The following is a 26,676-nucleotide window of genomic DNA, read 5'->3' on the forward strand; positions in this document are numbered from 1 at the left end:
CTCCGAGACGGGACGTCCCCGGGCGACCGAGAAAGCCGTGACCCGGCTTCTGGTGACACGAGGAGGTGACACGCTGTGCAGGGATTGATTCTGCAGCTCACTCGAGCTGGCTTCCTCCTGATCCTGTGGTTGTTCGTCTGGGCAGTGCTGCGCACCCTGCGGTCGGACATCTATGCGGCCTCCGGGCTGCGCGTGGCACCGCGCTCCCGCACGTCACCGGTGTCGCTGCAGGGCCGCAAGGCGAAGGTGGCCAAGCAGCTGGTGGTCACGCAGGGTTCGCTGGCCGGTACCCGCATCACGCTCGGGTCGCAGCCGGTCCTCATGGGTCGGGCGGACGACTCGACGTTGGTCCTCACCGACGACTACGCGTCCACGCGCCACGCACGGCTGTCTCCTCGCGGGGGTGACTGGTACGTCGAGGATCTCGGTTCGACCAACGGCACCTACCTCGACCGGGCCAAGGTCACGACGGCGGTGCGCGTCCCGCTGGGCACGCCCGTCCGCGTCGGCAAGACCGTGATCGAGCTGCGCCCGTGACACTGGTTCTCCGCTACGCCGCGCGCAGCGATCGCGGTCTCGTGCGATCCAACAACGAGGACTCGGTCTACGCCGGTGCGCGCCTGCTCGCTCTCGCCGACGGCATGGGAGGGCACGCCGCCGGTGAGGTCGCGTCCCAGCTCATGATCGCGGCGCTCGCCCACCTCGACGACGACGAGCCGGGAGACGATCTCCTGGGCAAGCTCGAACGGGCGACGCGCGAGGGCAACGCCACCATCGCCGAGCAGGTCGAGGAGGATCCCGAGCTCGACGGCATGGGCACGACCCTGACGGCGATCCTGTTCGGCGGCAGAAAGATCGGGCTCGTCCACATCGGCGACTCGCGTGCCTACCTGCTGCGCGACGACGAGCTGACGCAGATCACGCGAGACGACACGTTCGTCCAATCCCTGGTCGACGAGGGCCGGATCACGGCCGAGCAGGCGCACTCGCACCCGCAGCGGTCGCTCATCATGCGCGCGCTCACCGGTAACGAGATCGAGCCGACGCTCACGGTGCGGGAGGCCCGCGCCGGGGATCGGTATCTCCTGTGCTCGGACGGCCTGTCCGACGTCGTCAGCAGCGAGACCATCGCCGACACGCTCCGCGAGGGCGAGAACGACGAGTGCGCCGATCGGCTCATCGAGCTGGCGCTGCGCAGCGGTGGCCCCGACAACGTCACCGTCGTCGTCGCCGACGTCATCGATCTGGACTACGGCCAGTCGCACCCCATTCTCGCCGGAGCCGCGTCGATGTCCGACGAGGAGGACGCGCCGCCGCCGAACACGGCAGCCGGCCGCGCCGCCGCCATGCGGCCGCCCCGCACCACCCCGAAACGTGTCGTGGCACCGCCGCCCGTGCCGGAGAAGAAGTCGCACAAGCTCCGGTGGTCACTCGCCGGCCTCGGCGTGGTCGCCCTTCTCGTCGTCGGTCTCGTCGTGGGATGGCAACTGCTGCAACGTAACTACTACGTCGGAACCGACGACGGTCGCGTGGTGGTGATGCGCGGAGTCTCCGGTTCGGTGCTCGGCTTCTCGCTGCAGGAGGTCGATCTGGTCGGCTGCGTACGCGACGGGGCGACGGCCACCGAGGACGCGACGGTCGAGCTGCGCGCTCCCGGCGATGCCGACTGCACGATCCTGGGTGTCGACGATCTCCAGCCCTCGGCACGCGAACAGGTGCGCTCGGGTCTGCCGTCGGGCACCCTCGACGACGCGCGCACCCAGGTGGCGCGACTCGCGTCCGGTGACCTGCTGCCCCCGTGCACGCCGCCGGCGAGCACCACCACCACGCCGAGCGCCACTCCCGAGGCCACGCCTGCTCCCACGGCCGCACCGCCCGCTCCGGACCCGGCGGTGCCCGTCGATCCGGCGGCTCCCGTGACCACCACGATCGAGCCCACCCCGGCACCGACGCCGACGCTGGTGGCGGGCCAGACCTGCAGGACGGGTTCGTGATGTCCGCTCCGAACCTGCCGACCCCGAACCGGCCCACCCCCAGCCAGTCGTCCGCCTCGTTCCCCAGCCCGCCCGGTGGGTTCGCCCCCGCCCCGCCGCAGTCGACGAGACGCGGTGTCGAGGCGGCACTGCTCGGCGCAGCCGCGGTCATCACCACGGTGTCGCTGGTGCTCGTCGAGGCGAGCCAGGAGCAGGCCATCACCTGGGACCTGGCGAAGTACGGCCTCGCCTACCTCGCGATGTTCGCGGTCGCCCACGCCGCGGTCCGTCGATTCGCCACCCACGCGGATCCGCTGCTGCTCCCGGTCGTCGCCATGCTGAACGGGCTCGGACTGGTGCTCATCCACCGGCTCGACCTCGCGGCGCAGCAGTCGGCGGTGTACCTCGGCATCGAGGAGCCGTCGGCCGACGCCACGCAGCAGGTGCTGTGGACGGCCCTGGGCATCGCCGGGTTCATCGCTGTCCTCGTGCTGGTCCGCGACTACCGCACCCTCGCGCGGTACGGCTACACCCTGGGCCTCGGCGGTCTGGTGTTCCTGGCCCTGCCGGCCGTCCTGCCCTCCTCGTTGTCCGAGGTCAACGGCTCGAAGATCTGGATCCGGTTGCCCGGCTTCAGCATCCAACCCGGTGAGTTCTCGAAGATCCTGCTGCTCATCTTCTTCGCCTCGGTGCTCGTGGCGAAGCGCGAGCTCTTCACCACCGCGGGCAAGCACGTGCTCGGCATGGACTTCCCGCGCGCCCGCGATCTCGGCCCCATCGTCGTCGCGTGGATCGTGTCCATCGGCGTCCTGGTGTTCGAGAAGGATCTCGGCACGTCGCTGCTGATCTACTGCACGGTCCTGGTGATGATCTACGTCGCCACCGAGCGCGTCGGCTGGATCGTCGTGGGTGTAGCGCTGCTCCTGCTCGGCTTCCTGCTCGCGTACCAGTTCTTCGGGCACGTGAAGATCCGCACCGACACGTGGCTGGATCCGTTCGCGGACTACAACGACACCGGCTATCAGATCTCGCAGTCGCTCTTCGGTCTGGCGACCGGCGGCATGGGCGGTACCGGGCTCGGCAGTGGCCGGCCGTCGCAGGTGCCGTTCGCGAGCACCGACTTCATCATCGCGACCATCGGCGAGGAGCTCGGCCTCATCGGCCTGGCCGCCGTGTTGATGCTCTATCTGGTCTTCGTGCTGCGCGGGCTGCGCACCGCCCTCGCGGTGCGCGACAGTTTCGGCAAGCTGCTCGCCGCCGGACTGTCCGTCACCATCGCGGTGCAGCTGTTCGTCGTCGTCGGCGGCGTCACCAAGCTCATCCCGCTCACCGGTCTCACCACACCGTTCATGTCCTACGGAGGATCCTCGCTGCTCGCGAACTACGCTCTGGTCGCCCTGCTCATCAAGATCTCGGACGCCGCGCGGGCGCCCGTCGTGCCGCAGAGACGCGGACCGGCGGCTCCGATCGGTGACGCTCCCACCGAGGTGGTGAAGCGCCCGTGAACACACCTCTTCGCAGAGTCGCCATCGGCGTCATGGCGATGATCGTCGTCCTGCTCGCCAACGCGACGTACGTCCAGGTCATCAAGGCGGACGACCTCCGAACGGATCCGCGGAACTCGCGGGTGCTGCTCGACGAGTACGCACGCCAGCGTGGGCAGATCTCGAGCGGCGGCCAGGTGCTCGCGGCCTCCGTCGCGACGGACGATCGCTACAAGTACCTGCGGACGTACCCCGCCAACCCCGCGGCACCGTCCAGCCCGGCCGCCAACGCACCGGTCACCGGCTTCTACTCGATGCTGTACTCGAGCACCGCTCTCGAACGGTCCGAGGACGCAGTGTTGAACGGCTCGGACAACCGACTGTTCGGCAAGCGGTTCTTCGACCTGCTCTCCGGTCGCGACCCCCGCGGCGGCAACGTCGTCACCACGATCGATCCGGTGATGCAGCAGGTCGCCTACGACCAGTTGACGTCGAAGGGCTACACCGGCTCCGTCGTGGCCATCGAGCCGTCCACCGGCAAGATCCTGACGATGGTGAGCACGCCGAGCTACGACCCCAACGAGCTCGCGACGCACGACGGCGAGACGTCGACGCAGGCGTGGGAGCGACTGAGCAGCGATCCGGGCGAGCCCCTGGTCAACCGCGCGGTCTCCCAGACCTACCCGCCCGGTTCGACGTTCAAGGTGGTCGTCACCGCGGCGGCGCTGGCGGCCGGCTCCACCCCGGACACCCAGCTCACGGCGGCGCCGACCATCACGCTGCCCGACACGTCGACGACGCTCGAGAACTACAACGGCTCCACGTGCGGCGGCGGCGCCACCGCGTCGTTGCGCGAGGCGTTCGCGCGCTCGTGCAACACCGCCTTCGTGGAACTCGGTATCGACGCCGGCACCCAGAACGTCAAGGACACCGCGTCCGCGTTCGGCATCGGCGAGGCGAACCAGGCCGTGCCGATCCCGGTCGCCGACAGCACCGTCGGGGAGATCCCGGACGACGCCGCCCTCGGTCAGAGCAGCATCGGCCAGCGCGACGTCGCACTGACACCGCTGCAGAACGCCGAGATCGCCGCCACCATCGCGAACGGTGGCGTGCGCATGGCGCCGCACATGGTGGCCCAGCTGCAGGGTCCGGATCTGTCGACCCTCGACACCACCGAGCCCACGTCACTGGGCCAGTCGATCTCTCCCGAGGTCGCGTCCACGCTCACCGATCTGATGGTCGGCTCGGAGAACAACTCCGGCGGCGAGGGCAAGATCGCGGGGGTGCAGATCGCATCCAAGACCGGCACCGCCGAGCACGGCAGCGATCCGCGCAACACCCCTCCGCACGCCTGGTACATCGCGTTCGCGCCGGCACAGGACCCGAAGATCGCCATCGCGGTCATCGTCGAGAACGGTGGTGACCGCGCACTCGCCGCCACCGGTGGGTCCGTCGCGGCACCAGTGGCGAGAGCAGTGCTCGGCGCCGGATTGCAGGGGAGGTGAGCCCCGCATGAGTGGAGGCCTGGGTAACGGAGCAGTGGTCGCCGACCGCTATCGACTGCTCCGACTGATCGCGACCGGTGGAATGGGACAGGTCTGGGAAGCGACGGACAACCGGCTCGATCGCCGCGTCGCCGTCAAGATCCTCAAGCCGGAGTTCTCGGACGACCCCGAGTTCGTCGAACGGTTCCGCGTCGAGGCGCGCACGACCGCGCTGTTGAACCATCCCGGCATCGCCAACATCTACGACTACGGCGAGGTGCGGGACGCCAACGGGCAGTCGCTCGCGTATCTCGTCATGGAGCTCGTCATCGGCGAGCCCCTCAACACGGTGCTCACGCGCATGGGTCGGCTTCCGCTGGTCCACGCACTGGACATGCTCGAGCAGACCGGCCGCGCCCTGCAGGCCGCGCACCGCGCAGGCATCGTCCACCGTGACGTGAAGCCGGGCAACATCATGATCACGCCCGACGGGACGGTGAAGATCACCGACTTCGGCATCGCGAAGGCCGTGGACGCCTCGCCCGTCACGCGGACCGGCATGGTCATGGGCACCGCGCAGTACATCGCCCCCGAACAGGCGCTGGGTCAGGACGCGACGTCCGCGTCCGACGTGTACTCGCTCGGCGTCGTGGGCTACGAGGCCATCAGCGGGACCCGTCCGTTCGTCGGCGACGGCGCGCTGACGGTCGCGATGAAGCACGTGCGGGACGCCGCGCCGCCGCTTCCCGGCGATCTGCCGCAGCCGGTGCGGGAGCTCATCGAGATCACCATGACCAAGGACCCGGCCGCACGGTACGAGAACGGCGGGGAGTTCGCCGACGCGGTCGCTGCCGTGCGCGCCGGCCGGCGCCCGCCCGCCCCGGGCACGGCGTCCGGTACCGGTCGGGTCGCCCCGCCCGTCGGCGCCGTCGGTGGGCCGTCCAGCACCCGCATGATGACCACGTCCGCCACCGGCTACGCCGCCGCGGCAGCGGCCACACCACGATCACCGGAACCTGATCGTGACCGCGAATCGGGCATGACCCCCGGGCAGAAGGCCCTGGCCTGGGCTGCCGGTGGACTGCTCCTGCTCGCCGCCGTCGTCGCGTTCGGGCTGTTCGTCTTCACCGAGAGCAACGGTTCGACGCCCGTCGTCACCTCGACCACCACGGCGGCGCCCACCACGGAGCCGACCACCACCACGACGCGGCCGACGACCACCACCACCGAGCCCACGACGACGACCACCACCACCCCCACGACCACCACGACGACGGAACCGACGACGACCACCACCGAGCCCACGACCACCGAGCCGACGACCACCACCACGACCACGACCGACGGGGGACTGTTCACCATCCCCGGTCTCGGCGGCGGGAACGGCAACGGCAACGGGGACGGCAACCCCTTCAACTACGCACCGGGAGGATCGCGATGACCACACCGCGCAAGCTCTCGTCCCGGTACGACCTCGGGGAGATCCTCGGTTTCGGTGGCATGTCGGAGGTCCACCTCGCGAAGGACGGCCGTCTCGATCGCGACGTGGCCATCAAGGTGCTGCGTCAGGATCTGGCACGCGATCCCACGTTCTACCTGCGGTTCCGCCGCGAGGCGCAGAACGCTGCGGCACTGAACCATCCGGCGATCGTGGCGGTGTACGACACGGGTGAGGCGGAGACCGAGACGGGTCCGCTGCCCTACATCGTCATGGAGTACGTCGACGGCGACACGCTGCGCGACATCGTCCGCGCCGAGGGGCCGATGGCTCCCAAGCGTGCGATGGAGGTCATCGCCGACGTCTGCGCCGCCCTCGACTTCAGCCACCGCAACGGCATCGTGCACCGCGACGTCAAACCGGCCAACGTGATGATCAACCGCGCCGGTGCGGTAAAGGTCATGGACTTCGGCATCGCGCGGGCCATCGCCGACAGTTCGTCTCCGATGACGCAGACCGCTGCCGTCATCGGTACCGCCCAGTACCTGTCGCCAGAGCAGGCTCGCGGCGAACAGGTCGATGCGCGATCCGACGTCTACTCGCTGGGCTGCGTGCTGTTCGAGATCCTGACGGGCGAGCCGCCGTTCACGGGTGACTCCCCGGTCGCGGTCGCGTACCAGCACGTCCGGGAAGATCCGCGACTGCCGTCGTCGGTGAATCCGGACATCCCGCGGGAGCTGGACTCGATCATTCTCAAGGCGATGAGCAAGAACCCGGCCAATCGGTACCAGAGCGCCGCGGACATGCGCACCGATCTCATCCGCGTCCTCGGTGGCCAGCGGCCCAGTGCGCCGATGGTGATGAACGACGAGGATCGCACCACCATCCTCGGCTCGATGGATGCGCCGCGGTCCGGCGCTCGGCCGGCGTCCGACAACTCCGGCGAGCCTCGCCGGATCGCCCGCCACGCGCATCCCGACGCGGACGACGACGGAGACCGACCGCGCCGCAAGGGCGTGCGCGTCGCCGTCATGGCGCTCGCCGCCCTCGTGGTCGTCGGCATCGTCGGCGTCTTCCTGTGGAATCTCGGCCCCGGTGCGGAGGCCCGTTCGGTGACCGTCCCGGACGTGTCCGCGCAGACCGCCGACGCCGCCCGCACCACCCTCGAGAACGCGGGCTTCCGCGTCGACGTCCAGCAACGCTCCGACGCGACGGTGCCCGAGGGGTCCGTCATCGGCACGCGACCCGTGTCCGGCACGACGGTCGACGAGAACAGCACCCTCGTTCTCGAGGTGTCCACCGGTCCGGAGCAGATCCAGGTCCCCCAGCTGGCAGGACTGACGCAGAGCGCTGCGGAACAGGCACTGGTGCAGGCCGGTCTCGCTCTCGACCCGTCGATCGGCCGGGCCGCGTCGTCTCGCGCGGACGTCGACAAGGTCATCGGTCAGGAGCCGGCTCGCGGATCGTCGATGGCTCAGGGCTCGTCGGTACGCATCACGCTCGGATCGGGACCGCGTCAGGTGCGGGTCCCCGACGTGGTCGGTCAGAACATCGAGGTCGCTCAGCCCAACATCGCGGGTGCCGGTTTCCTCGTCGACCGCCAGAACGTCGACTCGACGCTCCCGGCCGGTCAGGTGGTCGCCACGACGCCCGCGGGCGGCAGCAACGCCACCGACGGCGACACCGTGGTGGTGCGGGTGTCCAACGGATCGCAGTTCGAGATCCCGGACCTGGCAGGCCAGACCCCGGTCCAGGCCGTCGACCTCCTCCGCGCTGCCGGCTGGGAGGGCACCATCGCCGAGATCGACCAGGTCGACGTCCAGACGTCGGACCTCACGCAGGTCAACCGCGTTCAGCAGCAGGCGGTCGCGCCGGGGACGGCCATCGCCAAGACGGCGCGCGTCAACGTGACCGTCGGCAAGTTCGGGCTCTGACCCGACGCGGCGCCGTGCTCAGACGCGGGCGGCGCTCTCGAGCTCGGCCACCAGGCCCGGTTCGGGAGCCTCGCCGCACACGGCGAGCCAGTTCGCCAGCATGCGGTGACCACCCTGCGTCATGACCGACTCGGGGTGGAACTGCACGCCGTGGATCGGCAGCTCCCGGTGGCGCATCGCCATGACGATGCCGCTCTCGGTGCGCGCGGTCACCTCGAGGTCGTCCGGGATCGTGTCCTCCCGCACCGTCAACGAGTGGTAGCGCGTCGCGGTGAACGGATCCGGCAACCCTGCCAGCACGCCGTCTCCGGAGTGGTGGACGACGCTGGTCTTACCGTGCAGAAGTTCCGGCGCGCGTTCGACCACGCCGCCGAAGGAGGCACCGATGGCCTGGTGTCCGAGGCACACGCCCAGCAGGGGCGTTCCCGACGAGGCGCAGGCCTGCACCATGTCCATGGTGACGCCGGCGCGCTGCGGCGTGCCGGGTCCGGGACTGAGCAGCACTCCGTCCACCTCCGCCACGGCGGCCTCGACATCGAGCACCCCGGGGTCGTCGTTCCGCAGCACTCGGGCCCGTGTCCCCAGCTGGCCGAGGTACTGGACCAGGTTGAACACGAAGCTGTCGTAGTTGTCGACGACGAGGATGCGCATGTCACAAGACTAATGCCGCACGGGTGGGAGCTCGGCTGCAGGTTATCGTGGACGTGAGCAGTGAGCGTCCCCACCGTGGCTCACACCCGCCCGCCTGCAGTCCGGTACGAGAGTTCGAGGTCATCCATGCCCAAGTCGAAGGTCCGCAAGAAGCCCGACTACACGATCGATCCGGCGTCGCGGACGCCCGTCAAGGTCAAGGCCGCGCCGTCGAGCACGCTGTATCTGTCGGTCATGTTCGGTTTCATGGTGCTCGGTCTGGTGTATCTCATCGTGTACTACCTCGCCCAGGACAGCATCGGCTGGATGTCGGATCTGGGGGCCTACAACCTGCTGATCGGCTTCGGTTTCTGGATTGTCGGTCTCGTCATGACGATGAAATGGCGCTGACCGGGGCTTCCTCCGCCATGCGCGCCGAAATTACACGCGTGTTGTTCATCCACACTGTGGATAACTTCTGTGGATAACTTGTCCACAGGTGGCCGCGAGGCGCCGCAGTCCTGGTCCACACCCCTCGCCGCCGTGGCCGCGCTGGTGGTGGGAGCCGCTGCACTCGCCGCCGCTGCCGTCGCCACGACGGGTGATCCGGCCGGCCGCGCGCTCATCGGACTCGCCGCACTGGCAGCCCTGGCGCTGGCTGTGCTGGCCGCGGTCCAACGTCCGAAGTTGAGTGTCGACGGCGACGTCCTGCGCATCAGAACTCTGCGCGGAACCCGCGACTACGGGCGCGACGACGTGCTCTCACTGCGTCTGGTCCCGTACCCGCGGCTCGGTCGACGGGTTCCGATGCTGGAGATGGACGTGACCGACGGCGACGACGAGCGACTCGTCATCTTCGGTCGCTGGGACCTCGGGGCCGATCCGCGCGCCGTGTTCGACACCCTCGAGCTGCACGGGTGGGTCGACGCGGGCTGGTCGCAGCGGGACTAGCCCGCCACGAGAGTCGGAGCGAGCGTCGCGGCACGCAGACCGATCAGCGCCAGTGCGAGCAGCCCGACGCCGGCGATGCCGAACCATCCCAGTCGGCGTGACCGACGAGCGTCCGAACCGGTGACGAACAGCACCGCGGCCGTGGCGGCGGCACCGGCGGCGAGCCCGCCGAGGTGTCCCCACAGGGAGATCCCGGGGATCGCGATGCTCAGCACCACGTTGAGCCCGATCACGACGAGCACCGGGGTGGGACTGCGGCGCAGCCGGACGAGGATCACGGCCTGTGCACCGAGGAGGCCGAACACGGCGCCGGATGCTCCGACCGTCGCCACCAGGGGGCTGGACAGCCACATCACCGCCGCGGCGCCGCCCAGCAGCGCGACGACGTACACGGCGAGGTATCGCGACCGTCCGAGCACCAGTTCGCAATCGCGGCCGATGACGTACAGGGCGAACATGTTCACGGCGAGGTGCACGATGCCGGAGTGCAGGAAACCACTGCCCAGGATGCGGACGACATCGCCGTCGGCCACCAGGAGCGGAACGAGCTGCCAGCTGCGGAACAGCGAGCTCGACTGGTTCGCCAGGCCGCCGGACTGAGCGGCCGTGAGGGCGAACACGAGGATGTTCAGTGCCATCAGCGCGTAGGTGACGACGGGGGTGGAGACGGTCCTGCTGACACCGCCGGCCATCGTGCGGGCACGCGGGATCGACCCTGCTGCCTGTGCCACGCAGTCGACACAGTGCTGACCCACCGCGGCGGGCCGCAGGCATTCCGGGCAGGCCGGTCGGTCGCACCGGGTGCAGGACAGGCGGGTGGGCCGATCGGGGTGGCGCACGCAGGCAGGGAGGGGCGGCACCGGAGCGCCGCCCCATCCTGGTCCTGTCATGTCACACCGATCTCGCGACGGGGGACCGTGTCGGTCGAATCAGGCAATGGTGACGGATTCGATGACGACGTCGTTCACGGGGCGATCGCCGCGGCCGGTCGCGGTCGAGCCGATCTCGTCGACGACCTTCTGCGACGCGGGATCGATGACCTCGCCGAAGATGGTGTGACGACGGTTGAGATGCGGCGTCGGGCCGACGGTGATGAAGAACTGCGAACCGTTGGTGCCGGGGCCCGCGTTCGCCATGGCGAGCAGGTACGGACGGTCGAACGACAGCTCGGGGTGGAACTCGTCACCGAACTTGTATCCGGGACCACCCGTGCCGGTGCCGGTGGGGTCACCACCCTGGAGCATGAAGCCCGCGATGACGCGGTGGAAGATCGCGCCGTCGTAGAAAGGTCCCTCGGAGGAGCCCGACGCGTTCTTCGTGCTGTAGTCCTTGGTGCCCTGCGCGAGACCGACGAAGTTCTCGACCGTCTTCGGCGCGTGGTTGCCGAAGAGGGCGATCACGATGTCGCCGTGATTCGTGTGCAGGGTCGCGGTCTGAGTCTGTAGAGGTGAGGTCACAACACCATCGTGCCACCCGGGGAATGTGCAAGGGTGAACGGATGACGTCAACACCCGACAGTGCCACCGCCAAGAAGGCGCTCGGCATCGCCCGTGACACCGCCCTCACGCTCGCGAAGGGCCCCGCAGCAACAGGTTTCGTCGTCACTCGCAAGGGGGTGTCGGTCCTCCGGTCACGACGCGCCCAGCAGCGTGCCGCTCGTCCCGCACCCGTGCGTGCGGCGGCGCCCGTTCGACGCGGTCGGTTCGTGCCCGGCCGCCGCGCCGGCGTGATCGGACTGCTCGTCCTCCTCGGCGCCGGCGCTGTCGCGTTCTCCCGCTCGCGCCGCACCGAGCTGCCCCCTCCCGCCGCCGAGCCGCCGAGCCTGGGCACGCCGACGACCAACGGTCACCAGGCGCCCTGACACTGCTCCGCCGGTCAGAGCATCCCGAGCACGAACCGCGCCACGTCGGCCAGGTCCATGGTTCGTGGGCCGGGTGGGCTCGGCACTCCGGCCACCACCTCGGCCACGGCCCGCGCCGACACGCTTCCCGGTTCCAGGTAGTCGGCATGGCCCACGGTGCCCGCCGTGTCCAGCGCCTCGGTCTCGGGTCGCTCGCTGGGATCGGGCCCGAACCGTCCCAGGTCGGCGACGGGGTCCCACGCCGCCTCGGCGACGTGCACCGGGCCCGGCGCGGCTGCGGCGGCGCGGTCGCTCCATCCGGGCGAGCCCATCACCACCACGGCGTCGACGGGGGCACCGGCCTCGATGGCCTGCGCCGCGACGACGGTGCCGTAGGAGTGCGCCACCAGCGTCACCTCCGGAGCATCACCACCGTGTCGACGATCGCCGAGCGCCTCGAGAACGCCGACGAGTGCCGGCGCGCCGGCCGCGGCCGGTGCGGTCGAGGCCACGCTGCGCCCGGGCTCGACGAGCTCCGTGTTCCATTGCGGCGCTTCGTATCCGAGCCACGACACACCTGCGGTGACGGAGCCGGGTGACAGCGCACCCGCCTCGGTGACGAGTGCCGCCGTCTCGCCGTCGTGTCGCGCGATCGACCCCGCCACCGTGGTCCCGGCGCCCGGAACCACCACCGCCACCCGATCCGCACCGTCGAGGTCGCCGACGGACACCGCCGCCAGGGTGCGGCGCGCACCCGCCTCGTAGTGCACGAGACGGCGCTCGGGTCGCGCGAGCACCTCGATCAGCGCGTCGATGGCCGCCAGGCGCTGCCGCGTCTCGGCGAGTCCCGCGTCCACGTTCGAGAACGCGCCCCCGAACGCGGCGTCGAGTCGCGCGGACAGGTCCCGTTCGGCGACGACGAGGCGCTCACGGTCCTCGGCCATCCGCGCCCGGTTGGCGGTGTCGAGCACCGCCGCGGCCCTCGTGGGCGCCGAGTCCGGCGGCGCGTCTCCGCCTGCCCTGGTCAGGTCCTCGGCGACCGTGCGATCCAGTTCGGCGAGGGCGCCCGTCCGATCCGCGGGATCCCATCGCGACAGGGCTGCACGGTCGTCACCCGCGCGGGCGAGGACGTCCGCGATCCGACCCAACACGTCCGCTCGCGTCGACAGCTCCGCCGCCGTACCCACGACGGCCGACCGAGCGGCGTCGGCCGCCGCTCCCTCCCACCCGGGCAGCCGCCCGATCGCGGTCGTGCGATCGACCAGCACGCGCAGGCGAGTCCCCGCGGACACCACCCTCGTGTGCATGTTCCACATGTCCGGTGCTGTCCAGACCACCGACTCGCTCACGCCGACCCCCGTCGTTCCCGGACGGCACGTGGAGGCCGCCTCGAGCGGACAGTGGACCAGATGGAGCCGGCGGGCCTCGCTGCGTCGTCCACAGCCCGGGGAACGAGCCGTCAGCGCCGCTCGGCGGGCACTCCGGTGTCCTCGATGACGGCCCTGGGCACCGGCGTGGACATCTGCTGGGCACCTCGGCTGCGCTTGGCCTTGTAGAGCTCGGCGTCGGCGGCCCGGTAGATCTCCGACCACTTGCGCACGGTGGGCATGCAGACCAGTCCGACGCTCCACTCGGCCGAGTGCGCTGCCCGCAGCCGCTCCAGAAGGGTCGCCGCCTCGCCCTCACCGGTTCCCGGCATGAACAGCACGAACTCGTCGCCGCCGAGACGGCCCAGGACGTCGCCCTTGCGCAGCTGACCGCGCCACGCTGCCGAGACCCGCTCGAGCAGTACGTCGCCGGCGATGTGCCCGTAGATGTCGTTCACGGTCTTGAAGTTGTCGAGATCGAGAACCGCCATGCTCACCGGCAGACCACGAGAGGCGAAGACCGGGAGCAGTTTCTCGACGCGGTCCTCGAGGCCCTGACGGTTGAGGAGTCCGGTCAGGGCGTCCCGCGACGCCGAGTGCCGCATGCGCCGCGAGTGGGAGCCGAAGAACTCGGCGGCGGCCACGATGCCCAGCGCGGTGAGGACGTAACCCACCATCGGCATGGTCGACGGCGACAGCGCGGCCGCCACGACCGATCCCACCGTCAGCACGCTCACCCACACCCAGCCGCCGCGCTCACTCCAGTACCCCGCGAGCTGCATGCCCAGGAACATCGCCGCCTGACTCAGCAGCAGGTACGCCACCGGGCCGTCCGACGTGAGGAACATCGCGCACAGCGACGCGACGGCGCCGCCCGTCACGATGCCCAGCGTGCGAGGCGAGGTCGGACGCGGGCCGAAGTGCAGGACGGCCGCACCGAGGAGTTGGAGACCTGCCGCGAGGACCATGACCACGGTTCCGGTGGTCGTGCCCGAGAACGCGACGGCACCGGCGATGAAGAGAACGGCGGTGGGACAGAGATAGACCACCATCGCGGTGCTCGCTTCTGTTCCTCGTCCGGGGTTCACGCGTCAAGTATCGACGATGAGGCGCGCAGTGGTGGACGAAGCATCGCCGGTGGGCATGGTGACATGTCCAGAGACGAGAACACCCTGCTCCGGCATGCGGAACAGGGTGTGGTCGTGACTGTGGAGCCTAGGAGATTCGAACTCCTGACATCTGCCTTGCAAAGGCAGCGCTCTACCAACTGAGCTAAGGCCCCGGATCGACATCCGGCAGACGATGCCACCGCGTACTCTCCACGCGGATCGCGCGAACAGTGACGGCAACGACGACCGACGTCACGAGGGCGGGGAGAAGAATCCTCACGGACATCCTTTCTCGCTCTCGTTCGTGGGCCTAGGAGGACTTGAACCTCCGACCTCTTCCTTATCAGGGAAGCGCTCTAACCGCCTGAGCTATAGGCCCGCACTCGGCTCGCAGAGCACGGTGGAACGTGCTGTGCTGACCGAGGAACGAGATTACCGCACACACGGCGCGAGACCAAAACGCCGGTGTGCGGTGGGTCAGTCCCGGTCCGCCAGCGTCACTTCCAGGCCACCGACGAGGTCGGAGCACAGGTTGTAGATGAACGTGCCGATGGTCGTCAGTGCTGTGAACAGCACCACGTTGATGAGACCGATGACGGCGGCGTAACCGAAGATCTGGCCGGCCGACACCAACCCGGACTCGCCGGACGTGGCGACGATGTCGGAGAAAGCATTGTTCAGTCGATCCCACACGCCCATGCCGTCGAGCACCATGTACAGCAGCCCGACGGCCACCATCCAGACGAAGAACAGCGACACGGAGATCACGAGCGACAGCTTCAACATCGACCACGGATCGATCTTGCGCACCTGGACGGTCGCGCGCAGCGGCTCACCGGACTCCGACGGTCGCGCCGTCATCATCGGGGTGGCGCGCTCGGTGCGCTGCTCCTCCTGCTGCGGGTGACGGACCGTCGAGAGGTCCGGCATGTCGGTGGGCAGGTCGTTCCGCGCGATGTTGCGCGTCGGCCCGTCGATCACCGCAGCCTTGGCCGTCGCCTCGGCGGGACGCCCCTGGCGGGGACGGTCCTGACCGTCCGTCGGACGTGCAGCGGGCTGCACGGTCGTCCGGGCCTGACCCTGGTCCGGACGAGCCTGCTCGGGAGCGCGGCCCGTCGGAGCGGGACGGCTCTGCAGGTTCGTCTGCGGCTGCCGCTGAGGTGGCTGCTGCTCCCGCACGGGAGCCTGCTGGGAGTCCGGTGTCCGAGCCGGACGGGGACCCTGATGGCCGGGGTCCTGCCGAGCAGGGTCCTGTCGAGCGGAGTCCTGCTGCACCCCGTCCTGGCGTGCGCCGTCCTGCTGGGCAGGCGGCCACGCCGCGGGCGGGCGAGGTGCCGGGGGTCCGCCGGCAGGCCGTGGGGCCTGACGGTCGGACGTGGTGCTCGGCGCGGGGCGTCCGTTTCCGGTGGACCCGGGCTGTTCGGGAGTACTCACTGCGCTCATGACTCCTTGGATCCGTCGGCCTCGGCGATCGCGAGGTCCTCCGGCTCGTCCGCGTTGCGTGCGATGGCCAGCAGGTTGTCGCCGTCGCCGAGGTTCATCAGCCGAACGCCCTTGGTCTGGCGTCCTGCCTTGCGAACCTGACGAGCCGCGGTGCGGATGACACCGCCGCTCGAGGTGATGGCGTAGAGCTCGTCGTCGTCCTCGACGATGAGCGCTCCCACCAGGGTGCCACGACGCGGGTCGTACTGAATGGTCAGCACGCCCTTGCCACCGCGGCCCTGCGGGGGGTAGTCCTCCATCGCGGTGCGCTTCGCGTAGCCACCGGACGTGGCGACCAGCAGGTACGTGCCGTCCTTCACCACGTTCAGGGAGAGCAGTGCGTCCTCGCCGTTGAAGCGCATTCCCTGGACACCCGAAGTGGCGCGGCCCATCGGGCGCAGCACCTCGTCGGTGGCCGAGAAGCGGATCGACTGGCCCTGAGCGGACACGAGCAGCAGGTCGTCCGAATTGGTGCACAGCACGGCTCCGACCAACTCGTCGTCGCCACGCAGGTTGACGGCCACGATGCCACCGGAACGGTTGGAGTCGAAGTCGGCCAACTTGGACTTCTTCACCAGACCGGCCTTCGTCGCGAGCACCAGGTACGGCGCGTCGTCGTAGGTCTTGATCTGAATGATCTGCGCGATCCGCTCGTCCGGCTGGAACGCCAACAGGTTGGCGACGTGCTGTCCGCGGGCCGTGCGGTTGGCCTCGGGGAGCTCGTACGCCTTGGCCCGGTAGACCCGGCCCTTCGTGGTGAAGAACAGGATCCAGTCGTGCGTCGAGCAGACGAAGAACTTGCTGACGATGTCGTCCTGCTTGAGACCCGCGCCCTGCACACCCTTGCCGCCGCGCTTCTGCGATCGGTAGAGGTCGGTCCGCGTGCGCTTGGCATACCCCGTCTCCGTGATGGTGACCACGACGTTCTCACGCGCGATCAGGTCCTCGTCGCTGACGTCGCCGTCGGCCGCGATGATCCGGGTACGACGATCGTCGCCGAACTTGTCGACGATCTCCTTCAGCTCCGAGCGCACGATCTCCCGCTGACGCTCCGGACGGTCCAGGATGTCCTGCAGGTCCGCGATCTCGATCTCGATCGCGGCGAGCTCGTCGACGATGCGCTGCCGTTCGAGGGCAGCGAGGCGACGCAGCTGCATCGCGAGGATGGCGTCCGCCTGGATCTGGTCGACGTCGAGCAGGTCCATCAGGCCCTGGCGTGCGACATCGGCGTCGGCGGACCGGCGGATCAACGCGATGACCTCGTCGAGGGCGTCGAGCGCCTTCACCAGTCCGCGCAGGATGTGGGCCCGCTCCTCGGCCTTCCGCAACCGGTACCGCGTACGACGGACGATCACGTCGAGCTGGTGGGTCACGTACAGCTTGATCATCTGGTCGATCCGCAGGGTGCGCGGAACGCCGTCGACGATCGAGAGCATGTTGGCGCCGAAGCTCGTCTGCAACTGGCTGTGCTTGTAGAGGTTGTTCAGCACCACCTTCGCGACCGCGTCGCGACGCAGCTTGATGACGATGCGCATACCGACGCGGTCGGACGACTGGTCCTCGATGTCGGAGATGCCGGCGATGCGGCCGTCCTTGAGCTGCTCGGCGATCGAGGCGATCATGTTGTCCGGGTTCACCTGGAACGGCAGCTCGGTGACGACGATCTGCGTGCCGCCGCGCTCCCCCTCCTCGATGTCGACCACGCCGCGCATGCGGATCGATCCGCGACCTGTGCGGTACGCGTCCTCGATGCCCTGCGATCCGACGATGAGACCGTGAGTGGGGAAGTCCGGTCCCTTGATCCGCTCGATCATCGCCTCGAGGGCGATCTCTTCACTGGCCTCGTAGTTGTCCAACATCCAGTACACACCCTCGGCGAGTTCCCGAAGGTTGTGCGGCGGAACGTTGGTCGCCATGCCGACCGCGATGCCGCCACTGCCGTTGGCGAGCAGATTGGGGAAGCGGGCGGGCAGCACGGTCGGCTCGAGGGTGCGGCCGTCGTAGTTCGCGATGAAGTCGACGGTCTCCTCCTCGATGTCCGCGAGCATCTGCATCGCGAGAGGAGTGAGCCGACACTCGGTGTACCGCATGGCCGCCGGGCCGTCGTTGCCGCGGGAACCGAAGTTGCCCTGACCGTCGACGAGCGGGTACCGCATGGACCACGGCTGCGCCATGCGCACGAGGGTGTCGTAGATCGAGCTGTCGCCGTGGGGGTGGTAGTTGCCCATGGTCTCGGCCACCGGTCGAGCCGACTTCACGTATCCGCGATCGGGTCGATATCCGTTGTCGAACATGGCGTACAGCACGCGGCGGTGCACGGGCTTGAGACCGTCGCGCACCTCCGGGAGTGCTCGACCGACGATGACGCTCATCGCGTAGTCGATGTAGCTGTTCTGCATCTCCTGCTGGATGTCGACCAGCTCGATGCGGTCGGACGTGGGTCCGTCGCCGCCGGTGGGGGGCAGGGTGGTGTCTGTCATTGCATTCTCCTAGCGCGGCGCTCGGGGCGCGGAGCGCCTATACGTCGAGGAAACGAACGTCCTTGGCATTACGGGTGATGAAGCTGCGGCGGGCCTCGACGTCCTCACCCATGAGGATGGAGAAGAGTTCGTCGGCGGCGGCAGCGTCGTCCAGAGTCACTTGACGCAGCACGCGCACGCTCGGATCCATCGTGGTCTCCCACAGTTCCTTCGCGTTCATCTCGCCCAGGCCTTTGTAGCGCTGGATGCCGTCGTCCTTGTTGATCTTCTTGCCCGACGCCAGGCCGGCCTCGATCAGTCCGTCGCGCTCCCGATCGGAGTAGGCGAACTCGGGATCCGCACCTCGCTGCCACTTGAGCTTGTACAGCGGCGGCATGGCCAGGTAGACGTAGCCGTGCTCCACGAGAGGCCGCATGAAGCGGAACAGCAAGGTGAGCAACAGAGTCGAGATGTGCTGGCCGTCGACGTCGGCGTCGGCCATCAGCACGATCTTGTGATAGCGCAGCTTCGCGATGTCGAACTCGTCGTGGATGCCGGTGCCGAACGCCGTGATGATCGACTGGACCTCGGTGTTCTTGAGGACACGGTCGATGCGGGCCTTCTCGACGTTGATGATCTTGCCGCGCAACGGAAGAATGGCCTGATACATCGAGTCGCGACCGGACTTGGCGGAGCCGCCGGCCGAGTCGCCCTCCACGATGTAGATCTCGCACTTCGACGGATCGTTGGAACGGCAGTCCGCGAGCTTGCCCGGCAGTCCACCGATGTCGGTGGCGCTCTTGCGCCGCACCAGATCTCGCGCACGACGAGCAGCTGTGCGCGCCTGCATCGAGGCGACGGCCTTGGAGATGATGAGCTTGGCCTCGGCGGGATTCGCCTCGAACCAGTGCGTGAGGTGTTCGCCGGCGGCCTTCTGCACGAAGGACTTCACCTCGGTGTTGCCGAGCTTGGTCTTCGTCTGGCCCTCGAACTGCGGCTCACCGACCTTGACGGAGATGATGGCGGCGAGACCCTCGCGGATGTCGTCTCCGGTGAGGATGCCGTCCTTCTCCTTGACGAGCTTCTTCTCGTTGGCGTACTTCTTCACGACGTTGGTCAGCGCGGAGCGGAACCCCTCTTCGTGCGTACCGCCCTCGTGCGTGTTGATCGTGTTTGCGAACGTGTGCACGGACTCCGCGTACGTCGAGTTCCACTGCATCGCGATCTCGAGTTCGTGGCCCGGGCCCTTGGCCGAGAAACCGATGACCGACGGATGCTGCGGCGTCTTCGCACGGTTGATGTAGCGGACGTAGTCCTCGAGACCACCGGGGTAGTGGTAGGTCCGGGTCTTGATCTTGGCCGGTGCTCCCGACGGCTCCTCGGCGTCCGCCTTGGGCGTCTCCGCCAGCTCGCTCTCGGAGGCCTCGTCGGCGATGCGCTCGATGTCCGAGGCGCGCTCGTCGGTGAGGACGATGGTGAGTCCCTTGTTCAGGAACGCCATCTCCTGCAGGCGACGCGCGACCGTGTCGAACTTGAAGACGGTCTCCTCGAAGATGTCCGCGTCCGGCCAGAACGAGATCGCCGTACCCGTGCGCTTCGTCGGCTCGCCCTTGATCAGCTCGCCGGGGACGGATCGCGTGTAGGTCTGCTCCCAGTGGAAGCCGTCGTTGTCGACCTGCGCGAGCAGGGTCGTCGACAGAGCGTTGACCACGGAGATACCCACGCCGTGCAGGCCGCCGGACACCGCGTAGGAGTCGGAGTCGAACTTGCCGCCGGCGTGCAGCTGAGTCATGACGACCTCGATGGTCGGGATGCCCGAGGAGTGCATGCCGACGGGGATACCGCGACCGTCGTCGACGACCCGCACGCCGCCGTCGGCGAGAAGGGTGACCTCCACCGTGGTGGCATGACCTGCCATCGCCTCGTCGACGGAGTTGTCGACGACCTCCCAGATCAGGTGGTGCAGGCCGCGCTCTCCGGTGGAACCGATGTACATACCGGGTCGCTTGCGTACCGCCTCGAGTCCTTCGAGGACGGTGATCGACGACGCGTCGTATTCCTTCGGCTTGTCGCTCTTGCCTGCCTTGGGGTCAGCCACGGTCAGCTGTTCTCCTTCTCGACTACGCTCCCCCGACACTCACCTCGCTCGGTGAGGACGGCAGAGGACCTCGACCCGAAAAAATGCGCTCGGGGACGCATGCCCCTCGCGCTCGGTGGTCTTTACCGGTCCATCGTACCGGTAAAGCGTGGGTCGCGGCTCACGTCGACACCCGAAACGGCCCCTCATTGCGTCGGAGACGGACTTTTCTCGTGTTCCGCGGTTCATTTCGTGGGTACGAGGGCTCCGCGCGTCAGAGATCGAGCGTCAGCCGCTCGCCCGCGGAGCGCGACACACAGATCAGCATGTGATCCTCGCGCTCGTCGTCGGCGAGGCGTCGGTCCCGGTGCTCGGGAGCGCCGGCCAGAACCTTCACCTTGCACGTTCCGCAGAAGCCCTGGCGGCACGAGTACGGCACACCCGGGACGACCTCGCGGATCACGTCGAGTGCCGTCCGGTCCGCCGCGACGTCGAGCACCGTCCCGGAGGACGCGAGTTCGACACTGAACGGGGATCCGGCGACGACGGGCGGCGGCGAGAACCGCTCGTAGTGCAGACGCGTCGCTCCCGTCGCCGGGACACCCTCGCGCACCAGAGCCAGCATCGGGGGCGGACCGCAGCAGTAGACGGATCCGCCGTCCGGCGCGTGGCGGAGAAGATCCGCTGCGGTGGGCAACCCGTCGACGTCGTCGGTCCGGACGGTCACACGCTCCTGGTCCCACGTCGACACCTCGTCGAGGAACGGCATCGACTGCCGTGAGCGTCCGCTGTAGACCAGATGCCAGTCCATGCCGAGGGCACGGGCCCGCCGCACCATCGGGATGATCGCGGTGATGCCGATACCACCGGCCACGAACAACGCGGATCCGGACGCGTAGAACGGAAAAGCGTTGCGCGGACCGGTGACCGAGAGTCTGTCTCCCACCTCGAGGGTGTGCATCTCGGCCGAACCGCCGCCGCCGTCCGGTACCAGTCGCACCGCGATCGAGTACGCGTCCTTCTCGAGCGGGTCACCGCACAGCGAGTACTGCCGGCGACGCCCCGAGGGGAGCACGAGGTCGAGGTGGCTGCCCGGATGCCACGGCGGGACGTCGCCGCCGTCGACTCGGCGAAGCGTCAGCCCGACCACGTTCTCGTCCCGGCACAGCGTGAAACGCTCGGAGACCGCCATCGTGTGCGTCCGCGTCTGGACCGGCGCCGCACGCGCCTTGTACTTCGAGTGATCCAGGATGGCGAACAGCTTGTCCAGCCCGTCCGTGATCTGCGCCAGCGATTCGTCCATGCCGCCCTTGCCGAGCAGATCCTCGGGAATCGTCCGGGACGCGCGGTACTCGCGCACGGCCGCCATGGCTCGTGCGAACGTGCGATCGCCCATCAGACCGTGGCGGCCCTCGCCGCCGGGGAGGTGGCGAGGTACGCGACTGCCAACGAGGTGGATCCCTCCTTGGACGGGTGGTAGTCCTTCCGCAGGTACCGCACGGACGCCTTGCCGACGGCCTTGGCGGTGGGGAACAACCCGCGCTGCGTGACGGCCCTGATCTGCTTCAGCGTGTAGCTGCGCTGATCGTCCGTCAGCGTCGGATCGTTCTTCATGAGGAAGCGGAGACCGCGGCCCCACATGACCACGACGGTCGGTGCGACGAGAAGGTAGGTACGCGTGCGGCGGAACCGACGCGTGTCGAAGTACTGCAACACGTCGTAGGCCACGGCGCGGTGCTCCACCTCCTCGGCCCCGTGCCAGCGCACGAGGTCCAACATGCGGGGATCCACGTCCGCCTCGTCCAGGCCCTTCTCCGTCAGCACCCACATGCCGAGGAACGACGTGAGGTGCTCGATGGCGGCGATGAGAGCCAGGCGCTCGACGAGGCTGTTCTTGGTGTTCGTCGACCTCTTGTCGAGAGCGACCCGGAAGACGTACTCCATCTGCTTCACGTACGGCGCCGGGTCCAGGCCCTGGTCGGCCAGGAACGTGTGGATGCCGGAGTGCGCCTGCGCGTGCATGGCCTCCTGGCCGATGAAGCCGATCACGTCGGCGCGGAGCTTCTCGTCGTGGATCAACGGCAGCGCCTCCTTGAACACGCGCACGAACCACTCCTCGCCCTCGGGGAGGAACAGGTGCATCACGTTCATGAGGTGCGTGGCCAGGGGGTCACCGTCCATGTAGTGCATGCGCATGGACTCCCAGTCGAACGAGACGTTGCGCGCCTGCAGGACGACGGGTCCTGGATCGTCGTTCATCATCGGGTCCTTTCGTGGCTGATCATTCGATCATTCGCCGCAGAGCGCGAGTTCGGATCGGATCCACCGTGACGCTGTCCCCGATCACCACGTCCGGTCGTTTCCCCGTGAAACGCTACGCACCCTCGTGACATCGATCAATGGGCCCGGGGGTTCACCCGTAGGTGTCACGAGGTCCGCGACCCGACACGTGACGGTCGCCCTTCTTCCAACTGGGCGCAGCCGGGCCGGTGATACGGAGCGACGTGACCACACCGTGGCCCACGGACGCGGCGATCTTCGCGAGGATCTGCGACTGCATCAACCGCAACTGGGTCGCCCACGCCGTGGACTCCGCCGACACCGCCAGCACGCCGTCCCGGACGGACACCGGCTCCGCGTGTGCCGCGATGTCCTCACCCACCACCTGGGGCCACCGGCCGAGCACCGTGCCCTCGTCCACCTTCGCCGACCAGCCACGCGACGCGGCGAGCGTCTTCGCGAGCGACCCGAGTGCCTGCGGATCACGGTCGTCGGGCCTCGAGCCGGACCAGGTGCGCGACCGTCGCGGCCGGCGTTGCGTCGACGCGCGACCCTGCCCCACGGCCTTGCCGTTGGCCTTGGCCGCCGCACGCGCGTTCTCGAGCGCACGCCGCGCGATGTCCGCTCCGCGCAGCGGGGGCTCGGCCGGATCGCTGCCGGACGGCGTCTCGTCCGTCATGACTCCTCCTCCACGTGGCTCGTGTCGACATCAGTATCGGACGTGCCTCCGACAGAATCCGACCCGGACACCTCGGTCAGTTCCGATCTGCGTGCACCCTCGGTCTCGTGGGCACGCACGTCCATGCGGCGCGCTCGCAACTCGGGCGGCACGTCCTCGGGCACTGCCGCGGTCACCAACACCTGCTCCGCCGTCACCGCGACCCCCGCCAGGGCGGTCCGCCGCGCACGATCGAGTTCGGCGAAGACGTCGTCGAGGAGGAGCACGGGATCCGAACCCTCGGAACGCAGCAACTCGAAAGCGCCGAGCCGCAGGGACAGTGCGAAGGACCACGACTCGCCGTGACTCGCGAACCCCTTGGCAGGATCGGTTCCGAGTACGAGGTCGAGATCGTCACGATGCGGGCCGACGAGGGTGACACCGCGTTCGATCTCCCGTGTCCGCATCACCGAGAGCTGTTGCAGGAAGGCTGCTTCGAGCACCTCGACGTCGTCCGGTTCCTCCGTTCGATCCAGCGCGAGCATCTCGGGGGGCATGGCGTCGGCGAGACTGCTCCGGTACGCGATGGCCGCAGGCCGCGACGACGGTGCGATCCGGCGGTAGGCGTCGACGACGAAGGGACCGACGTCGCGTACCGCGCGCAGCCGGTGCTCCACGATCTCGGCACCGAAGCCGGCGAGCTGCCCGTCCCACACGTCGAGCGTGGCCAACGCGTTCGCGCCGTCGCTCGACGACGATCCGCGTCGCAGAACCCCGCTCGCGCTCTTGAGTAGCGCGGACCTCTGCCGGAGAACGCGGTCGTAATCCGCACGGACAGCGGCCATTCGAGGAGACCGCGCGACGATCAGCTCATCGAGGTAGCGGCGCCGCTCGCTCGGATCGCCGCGCACCATCGCCAGATCCTCGGGTGCGAACAGCACCGTGTTCAGGATGCCCAGCACCTCCCGTGTCCGCCGCACCGGAGAAGTGTTGATGCGAGCGCGATTCGCCCGCCCGTCGTTGATCTCCACGTCGACGGTGAGCTCGCGACCGAGGTTGACGACGGACGCCCGCACGAGAGCGCGTTCCGCACCCGTCCGGATGAGCGGAGCATCGGCCGACACCCGGTGCGACGACAGCGTCGCGACGTACCCCAGTGCCTCGAGAATGTTGGTCTTCCCGTGGCCGTTGGGACCGACGAACACCGTCACCCCCGGCGCGAGATCCACCGAGAGTTGTTGCCAGGAACGAAAATCGACCAGGGTCGCCGAGCGGACGAACACTTACGCGCCGGTGCTCTCCGTGTTGGGGGCACGCTGCACCGCGTGTCCACCGAACTGGTTGCGCAGCGCGGACACCGCCTTCATGGCGGGCGAATCCACCTGTCGCGACGCGAATCTCGCGAACAGTGCCGCGGAGATGACGGGAGCCGGCACCGAGTGTCGGATCGCCTCCTCGACGGTCCAGCGTCCTTCACCGGAATCCTGTGTGTAGCCGGAGATGTCGGTGAATCCCGGATCTTCCTGCAGAGCCTTCACCAGGAGATCGAGCAACCACGACCGTACGACGGTGCCCTTGGTCCACGCACGCACCACACCGGTGACGTCCTCGATGAGATCCTCCGCGGCGAGGAGCTCGTACCCCTCGGCGTAGGCGTGCATGAGGCCGTACTCGATACCGTTGTGCACCATCTTCGCGTAGTGACCCGCGCCCACCGGGCCGGCGTGGACGAAGCCGTCCGCCCGCTCGCCCTCGGGACGCAACGCATCGAACACGGGCATGGCGCGCTCGACGTCCGCAGCAGCACCGCCGACCATGAGGCCGTACCCGTTCTCCAGGCCCCAGACGCCGCCCGAGACGCCGGCGTCGACATAGCCGATGCCCTTCGCGGACAACAGTTCCGCGTGCACCGCGTCATCGGTGAAGCGCGAGTTGCCGCCGTCGATCACGAGGTCGCCCTCGGACAGCACGCCGGCCAGAGTGGTGACGGTGTCGCGTGTGACGGGGCCGGACGGCACCATCACCCAGACGATGCGGGGAGCGGGGAGCGCGGCGGCGAGGGCCTCGAGCGACTCGACGTCGGTGACCTCCGGCCGCGGATCGTAACCGGTGACCTCGATGTCGTGGCGCCGCAGGCGCTCACGCATGTTGAAGCCCATCTTGCCGAGACCGACCAACCCGATGTTCATGCGTGGCTTCCTTTCGATGGACCTGCGCCGGTGCCTCGCGAGCGACTCAGCCCGGAAGGCGTACCGGCATGAGCAGGTACGTGTACGCACTCTTCGGTGCGCTGAACGTTCCGGTCTCGTCCGGCTCGAGCTCGTCCTCACCCGCCGGGCGCAGCACTGCGGGCCGGCTCGGTGTGGTGAACCCGAAGGACACCCGCTCGGAGTGCAGCGAGTTGAGACCGTCGATGAGATACCCGGGATTGAACGCGATCACCAGGGGCTCGCCCTGGAAGTTCGCCTCGATCGACTCCTCGGCCCGGCCTGCATCGTCGCCGCCGGCGGACAGAGTGACCGTGTCGGCCGAGAACTCGAGGCGGACCTGCGCCCCACGCTCGGCGAGCAGAGCGACACGCTTGATGGCCTCGAGGAGGGGAGCGATGGGCACGCTGGCGACCGCGGTGTGCTCGGACGGCAGCAACTGCCGGAACTTCGGGAACTCTGCGTCGAGCAGACGGGTGGTGGTGCGGCGGCCGTCGCTGACGATGCCCAGGAGGCCGTCGTTGCCGATGTGCGATGCGGAGCCCAGAGCGAGCTCGACGCCCGATTCCGCGCCGCCACCAATGCTTTTCGCGGACTCGGACAGGGTCTTGGCGGGGATGAGGACCGCGGCGGCCGTGCCGGGTGCGGCCGGAGTCCAGTCGAGTTCGCGCACGGCGAGACGGAACCGGTCGGTAGCGGCGAGCACCACGGAGTCGCCGTCGATCTCCATGCGGATACCGGTGAGCATCGGGAGCGTGTCGTCACGGCCCGCGGCGATGGCCACCTGGCTGATGGCCTCGGCGAACACGTCGACCGGGACGGTGCCCGTCTGCGACGGCAGTTCGGGGAGTTGCGGGTAGTCCTCCACCGGCATCGTGGGAAGAGAGAACTTGGCACTGCCGCACGTGATGAGCACCTTGGTCCCGTCGACCGAGACGTCGACCGGCTTGTTCGGCAGCGAACGCGTGATGTCGGCGAGCAGCTTGCCCGACACGAGCACCTGGCCTCCACCGGCGACCTCCACGGGAACGCGTACCTGGGCCGACACCTCGTAGTCGAAGCCGGAGACCGTCAGTCCGGAGTCGTCGACCGACAGCAGCACACCGCCGAGGACGGGAACGGCGGGACGGGACGGGAGTGAACGCGCCACCCAGGCCACCGAATCGGAGAAATCTTCTCGAGCAACTCGAAACTTCACACTGCCAAGCTCCATCGCCCGGTTGATCCTCTCGCTGACCTGCTCCACACGAGTCGGTGGGCAAACCACACCGTATGCCCTCGAGCGCGTGCTGAAAAGTCGGGG

General features: G+C 68.6%; 23 protein-coding genes and 2 tRNA genes. 9 read left to right on the forward strand and 16 right to left on the reverse strand.

All coding sequences use genetic code 11. The features are described from left to right. Positions 1-75: 75 nt before the first annotated feature. From OHB23_RS04445 to pknB, 6 genes are read left to right on the forward strand one after another with little or no spacing between them, the layout of a single operon-like run. Complete coding sequence (locus tag OHB23_RS04445) at positions 76-537, forward strand: FHA domain-containing protein FhaB/FipA (protein WP_027505924.1); 462 nt, start codon at positions 76-78, stop codon at positions 535-537. Next, positions 534-1,994, forward strand: coding sequence for a PP2C family protein-serine/threonine phosphatase (locus OHB23_RS04450; RefSeq protein ID WP_328810968.1), 1,461 nt, complete (start codon positions 534-536; stop codon positions 1,992-1,994). The genes OHB23_RS04445 and OHB23_RS04450 overlap by 4 nt, the downstream gene beginning before the upstream one ends. Beyond that, positions 1,994-3,478, forward strand: a complete 1,485-nt coding sequence (locus OHB23_RS04455) for an FtsW/RodA/SpoVE family cell cycle protein (RefSeq protein ID WP_222650098.1) — start codon at positions 1,994-1,996, stop codon at positions 3,476-3,478. The genes OHB23_RS04450 and OHB23_RS04455 overlap by 1 nt, the downstream gene beginning before the upstream one ends. Continuing rightward, a complete protein-coding gene (locus OHB23_RS04460; RefSeq protein ID WP_222637829.1) occupies positions 3,475-4,962 on the forward strand; it encodes a penicillin-binding transpeptidase domain-containing protein in 1,488 nt (495 codons plus the stop codon). The genes OHB23_RS04455 and OHB23_RS04460 overlap by 4 nt, the downstream gene beginning before the upstream one ends. Before the next feature lie 7 nt (positions 4,963-4,969). Then, complete coding sequence (locus tag OHB23_RS04465; protein ID WP_328810969.1) at positions 4,970-6,382, forward strand: serine/threonine-protein kinase; 1,413 nt, start codon at positions 4,970-4,972, stop codon at positions 6,380-6,382. Then, the gene (pknB, locus tag OHB23_RS04470) at positions 6,379-8,313 is read left to right on the forward strand and encodes a Stk1 family PASTA domain-containing Ser/Thr kinase (RefSeq protein WP_222646461.1); all 1,935 of its coding nucleotides are present in this window, start codon (positions 6,379-6,381) and stop codon (positions 8,311-8,313) included. Before OHB23_RS04465 ends, pknB begins: the two co-directional genes overlap by 4 nt. Positions 8,314-8,331: 18 nt before the next feature. Here pknB and OHB23_RS04475 read toward each other — a convergent pair whose 3' ends face one another. Beyond that, positions 8,332-8,964, reverse strand: coding sequence for an aminodeoxychorismate/anthranilate synthase component II (locus tag OHB23_RS04475; protein ID WP_222632479.1), 633 nt, complete (start codon positions 8,962-8,964; stop codon positions 8,332-8,334). 126 nt (positions 8,965-9,090) lie between these two features. On the opposite strand from OHB23_RS04475, the gene crgA reads away from it, so the two are divergent. Both crgA and OHB23_RS04485 read left to right on the forward strand, forming a co-directional pair. Then, a complete protein-coding gene (gene crgA / locus OHB23_RS04480; protein ID WP_027505930.1) occupies positions 9,091-9,354 on the forward strand; it encodes a cell division protein CrgA in 264 nt (87 codons plus the stop codon). Between the two features lie 78 nt (positions 9,355-9,432). After that, entirely contained in the window at positions 9,433-9,894 is a 462-nt protein-coding gene (locus OHB23_RS04485; RefSeq protein WP_328810970.1) for a PH domain-containing protein, read from the forward strand. Here the strand turns inward: OHB23_RS04485 and OHB23_RS04490 are convergent. Then, the gene (locus OHB23_RS04490; protein WP_328810971.1) at positions 9,891-10,784 is read right to left on the reverse strand and encodes a rhomboid family intramembrane serine protease; all 894 of its coding nucleotides are present in this window, start codon (positions 10,782-10,784) and stop codon (positions 9,891-9,893) included. The genes OHB23_RS04485 and OHB23_RS04490 overlap by 4 nt on opposite strands. Before the next feature lie 39 nt (positions 10,785-10,823). Next, the gene (locus tag OHB23_RS04495; RefSeq protein WP_027505933.1) at positions 10,824-11,351 is read right to left on the reverse strand and encodes a peptidylprolyl isomerase; all 528 of its coding nucleotides are present in this window, start codon (positions 11,349-11,351) and stop codon (positions 10,824-10,826) included. A 41-nt stretch (positions 11,352-11,392) separates the two neighbouring features. Between OHB23_RS04495 and OHB23_RS04500 the strand changes: the two genes are divergently transcribed. Further along, positions 11,393-11,755: a hypothetical protein gene (locus OHB23_RS04500; protein ID WP_056695686.1), complete on the forward strand. Its 363-nt coding sequence runs from the start codon at positions 11,393-11,395 to the stop codon at positions 11,753-11,755. 14 nt (positions 11,756-11,769) lie between these two features. On the opposite strand, the gene OHB23_RS04505 is transcribed toward OHB23_RS04500, so the two are convergent. The 13 genes from OHB23_RS04505 to dnaN all read right to left on the reverse strand — a co-directional run bounded on the left by OHB23_RS04505 (position 11,770) and on the right by dnaN (position 26,586). Beyond that, a complete protein-coding gene (locus OHB23_RS04505; RefSeq protein ID WP_328810972.1) occupies positions 11,770-13,083 on the reverse strand; it encodes an alpha/beta hydrolase in 1,314 nt (437 codons plus the stop codon). 110 nt (positions 13,084-13,193) lie between these two features. Further along, entirely contained in the window at positions 13,194-14,189 is a 996-nt protein-coding gene (locus tag OHB23_RS04510) for a GGDEF domain-containing protein (protein WP_231476347.1), read from the reverse strand. 121 nt (positions 14,190-14,310) lie between these two features. Continuing rightward, a tRNA-Ala gene (locus tag OHB23_RS04515) sits at positions 14,311-14,383 on the reverse strand. Positions 14,384-14,515: 132 nt separating this feature from the next. Then, positions 14,516-14,589, reverse strand: a tRNA-Ile gene (locus OHB23_RS04520). A 98-nt stretch (positions 14,590-14,687) separates the two neighbouring features. Beyond that, complete coding sequence (locus tag OHB23_RS04525; protein ID WP_328810973.1) at positions 14,688-15,653, reverse strand: DUF3566 domain-containing protein; 966 nt, start codon at positions 15,651-15,653, stop codon at positions 14,688-14,690. Beyond that, on the reverse strand, positions 15,650-18,172 hold the full coding sequence (gene gyrA / locus OHB23_RS04530; protein WP_222649992.1) for a DNA gyrase subunit A: 2,523 nt from the start codon (positions 18,170-18,172) through the stop codon (positions 15,650-15,652). The genes OHB23_RS04525 and gyrA overlap by 4 nt, the downstream gene beginning before the upstream one ends. Positions 18,173-18,209: 37 nt before the next feature. Further along, positions 18,210-20,249, reverse strand: a complete 2,040-nt coding sequence (gyrB, locus tag OHB23_RS04535; RefSeq protein WP_027505936.1) for a DNA topoisomerase (ATP-hydrolyzing) subunit B — start codon at positions 20,247-20,249, stop codon at positions 18,210-18,212. A 253-nt stretch (positions 20,250-20,502) separates the two neighbouring features. Continuing rightward, entirely contained in the window at positions 20,503-21,597 is a 1,095-nt protein-coding gene (locus OHB23_RS04540; RefSeq protein ID WP_222632697.1) for a PDR/VanB family oxidoreductase, read from the reverse strand. Positions 21,598-21,623: 26 nt separating this feature from the next. Next, on the reverse strand, positions 21,624-22,487 hold the full coding sequence (locus OHB23_RS04545) for a metal-dependent hydrolase (RefSeq protein WP_231476351.1): 864 nt from the start codon (positions 22,485-22,487) through the stop codon (positions 21,624-21,626). A gap of 154 nt (positions 22,488-22,641) precedes the next feature. Beyond that, a complete protein-coding gene (locus tag OHB23_RS04550) occupies positions 22,642-23,187 on the reverse strand; it encodes a DUF721 family protein (protein ID WP_027505939.1) in 546 nt (181 codons plus the stop codon). Then, positions 23,184-24,449 (reverse strand): DNA replication/repair protein RecF, encoded by a 1,266-nt coding sequence (gene recF, locus OHB23_RS04555; protein ID WP_222632468.1) that lies wholly within the window; start codon positions 24,447-24,449, stop codon positions 23,184-23,186. Before recF ends, OHB23_RS04550 begins: the two co-directional genes overlap by 4 nt. Next, a complete protein-coding gene (gene gnd, locus OHB23_RS04560) occupies positions 24,450-25,355 on the reverse strand; it encodes a phosphogluconate dehydrogenase (NAD(+)-dependent, decarboxylating) (protein ID WP_027505941.1) in 906 nt (301 codons plus the stop codon). A gap of 46 nt (positions 25,356-25,401) precedes the next feature. Further along, positions 25,402-26,586, reverse strand: coding sequence for a DNA polymerase III subunit beta (dnaN, locus tag OHB23_RS04565; protein ID WP_027505942.1), 1,185 nt, complete (start codon positions 26,584-26,586; stop codon positions 25,402-25,404). Positions 26,587-26,676: the final 90 nt, after the last annotated feature.

This window comes from Rhodococcus sp. NBC_00294, assembly GCF_036163995.1.
Classification (GTDB): domain Bacteria; phylum Actinomycetota; class Actinomycetes; order Mycobacteriales; family Mycobacteriaceae; genus Rhodococcoides.